The 3067-nt window shown below is 69.8% G+C and carries 3 protein-coding genes and 1 pseudogene; 1 reads left to right on the top strand and 3 read right to left on the bottom strand.

The window, feature by feature from the left end; all coding sequences use genetic code 11:
• Nucleotides 1-297: 297 nt before the first annotated feature.
• The 3 genes from KN815_RS20500 to KN815_RS20490 all read right to left on the bottom strand — a co-directional run bounded on the left by KN815_RS20500 (nucleotide 298) and on the right by KN815_RS20490 (nucleotide 2477).
• Nucleotides 298-1053: an LPXTG cell wall anchor domain-containing protein gene (locus KN815_RS20500; protein ID WP_216343401.1), complete on the bottom strand. Its 756-nt coding sequence runs from the start codon at nucleotides 1051-1053 to the stop codon at nucleotides 298-300.
• A gap of 353 nt (nucleotides 1054-1406) precedes the next feature.
• The gene (locus KN815_RS20495; protein ID WP_216343400.1) at nucleotides 1407-1925 is read right to left on the bottom strand and encodes an ATP-binding protein; all 519 of its coding nucleotides are present in this window, start codon (nucleotides 1923-1925) and stop codon (nucleotides 1407-1409) included.
• Between the two features lie 183 nt (nucleotides 1926-2108).
• Entirely contained in the window at nucleotides 2109-2477 is a 369-nt protein-coding gene (locus tag KN815_RS20490; protein WP_119989188.1) for an STAS domain-containing protein, read from the bottom strand.
• A gap of 240 nt (nucleotides 2478-2717) precedes the next feature.
• On the opposite strand from KN815_RS20490, the pseudogene KN815_RS20485 reads away from it, so the two are divergent.
• Nucleotides 2718-3067 (top strand): annotated as a pseudogene (locus KN815_RS20485) (RNA polymerase sigma factor SigF); the annotation flags it as partial.

Raw genomic sequence — 3067 nt, 5'->3', positions numbered from 1 at the left:
CCCAGGACACCGGGCTCGCCGGGGCCATCAGGGCCCCGGCCAGCAGGGCCGGGGCCCAGACGCGGACGGCCGGCCGGACGACGGCGTGCATGGCCGCACGGCCGGTCGTACGGCCGGTTGTACGGCTCGCTGCGCGGCTGAGCGCACGGACCGCTGTACGGCTCACCGCACGGCTGACTGCGCGGCCCGCTGTACGGCTCACCGCACGGCTGACGGCACGGCCCGCTGTACGGCTGACTGCGCGGCTGACGGCACGGATACGCGGCGGCATCGGCGGCTCCTCGGCTGCCGCGAGCGTCAGGGGGTCCGCTGACGGCGGGTCAGCCAGAGCGCCCCGGCCACTCCGGCGAGCAGCACCGTGCCGCCGAGGGTGCCGAGCGCGACGGCGGAGTCCGCTGGTCCGGTCTGTGGCAACTGGTCGTTGCCGGAGCCGCCCCGCGCACCGCCGGATCCGCCCGTGCCGCCCGTACTCGTACCGCCCGTACTGCCCGTACCGCCGGTGGAGCCGGAGTCCCCGCCGCCGCCCGCGCCCTTGACGTCCAGCGTCAGCGAGGGCTTGGGGTTGTTGCCGGGGGTGCAGGTGGTGGTCGTTCCCAGCGCCTTGATGGTGAGCGTGGAGGCGGTGAAGGTGACCTTTCCGCTCTTCTTGGGGGTGTAGGTGCCCGACAGATCACTGATCTTGATCGGGGTGTTGGCCGGGATGGCCTTGTCGTTGGCGGGCCCCGAGACCGACAGCGTGCCGCTCTCCGCTCCGCCCAGCTTGATGAGCGCGCTGGGGTGCATGGCGCCCTTGCCCAGCTCTACGGGGCTGGAGGAGACGCCCTTCTCGAAGGACATCGTGAGCTTGTAGGAGCCGCCGCTCGCGACGCTCTTGATATCGATGGGCGATACGGCGCTCTTGTCGCCGATCGGTGTCTTGCACTTGTAGTCGACGTCCACGGTGTCGGCGTGCGCGGCCGGGGCGGTGAGGAGCACCACGGAGCCGGCCAGGGCCGCCGCGAGCGTGAGGGCGCCGCCACGGCCGGCCGGGCGCCGTTGGATGTGGGACACCACGAGATCCCCTCTCGTCAAGCGCCGCAGCCGAATGTAACTGACGGCACATCAGATTGGGCGCTGACGGTACGCCGGGGACCTTGCCAAGGGAAGACAAAAAGCACGCCGGATCGGCGCGAAGCGGAGAAGAGGGGTGAAGTGGCCGCTTACGGCGGCGGGGATCAGACGGGCCCGGGCCGGAAACGCGGCACGGATCAGGCCGGCTCGGGGCCGGAAACACCGGAGGAGACCCCGGCCGTGGCGGGCACGGCCGTGGCGGGCACGGCCAGGTCGACCACGGCCGGGTGGGCAGGCCGGATCAGCCGGACCCGCGGGTGGACGGCGGTATCGCGGTGGGGCCTGGGCCGCGCTCTTCAGCCCGGCGCGGCGAGTTCGGCCCAGACCGTCTTGCCGGAGCCCTCCACGTTCCGCACGACCCCCCAGTCGAGGCACAGCCGCTGGACGATGAACATGCCGTGGCCGCCGGGCCGGCCGGCCCGGTGCGGGGTGCGCGGTGCGGGCGTACCGGTGCCGAGGTCCACGACCTCGAGGCGGAGCACCTTGGCGTTGCAGCTCACGCGCAGCTCTTCGGGGCCCTCGGCGTGCAGACAGGCGTTGGTGACCAGTTCGGAGACGACGAGCAGGACGTCCTCGGCGGCGGCCCGGTGGTCGGCGGTCACTGCCGGAAGCCACCCCCAGTCGCGCAGCGCCTCGCGTGTGAAGTCGCGGGCGCGCGGAACGGCCCCGCTGGCCCCGATCAGAGCGAGCCTGCGGGTCTGGCGGATGGGACCGGCGGTCGGGGGTGCCGGGGGTGCCGGTGGGGAGGCCGAAGCCGCGGGGCCGTCCGGGTCCGGGCCGCGGTCGCCCGGCGGGTACGGCCGGGTGGTGCTCATCAGCGCTTCACCTCACCGATTCACCGATTCAGGGTCAAGGGATACCTGATCTCTTCAACAGTTTCAGCCTGTCTCCTGCCCTGCCAAAGCGTGAGAACACCCACTACTTCCGCCCCACTGATGTGACGCGGGCAACGCATCGATGACCCACCGATGACACGCCGGAAACAGGAGTGACCTACGTCACTCGACAAGGGCCGCATCGAGCGACTCATGCACCGTAAAGACGGCATCCGCGCCCGTGATCTCGAACACCCGGGCAACGATCGGCAGCATCCCGGCCAGATGGACACCGCCGCCTTCGGCCTCGGCCTTGAGCCGTGCGCCGAGGAGGACGTTGAGCCCGGTGGAGTCGCAGAACTCCAGCTTCGAGCAGTCCACCACCAGCCGGACACGTCCCCCCTCTACGCACTTCTCGAGCGGCTCGCGGAGCACTTCGGCGGTGTGGTGATCCAGCTCACCCGCCGGTGTCACGATCGCGCTCACCCCGTGGTGCCGAACCTCGACCTGGAGCCGGCCTTTGCTGGCGCTGCCGACCATCCCGCGGTCCATCTGCGCACCTCTTCTGGCGTCTCGTTGCTTTCGATTGCGCGCATCGAACCCTACGCCTTCTACCCGGTCCTCTGGTAGCCGAACATTTCGCATAGTTCGGCAAATATGGACAACGTGGACTTGCCACTTGGTGGCTGATGCAGGTAGGCGTAGAGGGTCACATCCGCTTACGGCCCGGCTTTGGAGGCGCCGCTCACCGGAGCAGCACGTTATGGCACCGGCAGCCATATGCCGAGAACGATGGAGGAGACTATGTCACCCCGCCTCGACGACACGCGTACCGAACCCTCGGGGAGTACCCGGACCACCGTTTCGTCGGCCCCCCTGCCCGAGCAGTTCACCCCGGACGCGGACGCCCAGGCGACCGTTGGCCACCTCTTCGGCGAACTGCCGGAATTGTCCGATCTACCGGAAATACCTCCTTATGACACGGTAGCACCGGTGGACGCGAGGGCTCTGTCGAAGACCCTTTTCGAGCGCCTCGAGGTGCTGGAGGAAGGCACCCACGAATACGCCTATGTGCGTAACACCCTGGTCGAGCTCAACTTGGCGCTGGTCAAGTTCGCCGCCTCCCGGTTCCGCTCCCGCAG

Source organism: Streptomyces niphimycinicus, assembly GCF_018883605.1.
In the GTDB taxonomy this organism is placed as follows: Bacteria; Actinomycetota; Actinomycetes; order Streptomycetales; family Streptomycetaceae; genus Streptomyces; species Streptomyces niphimycinicus.
This window is presented reverse-complemented; position numbering and strand designations above follow the sequence as displayed.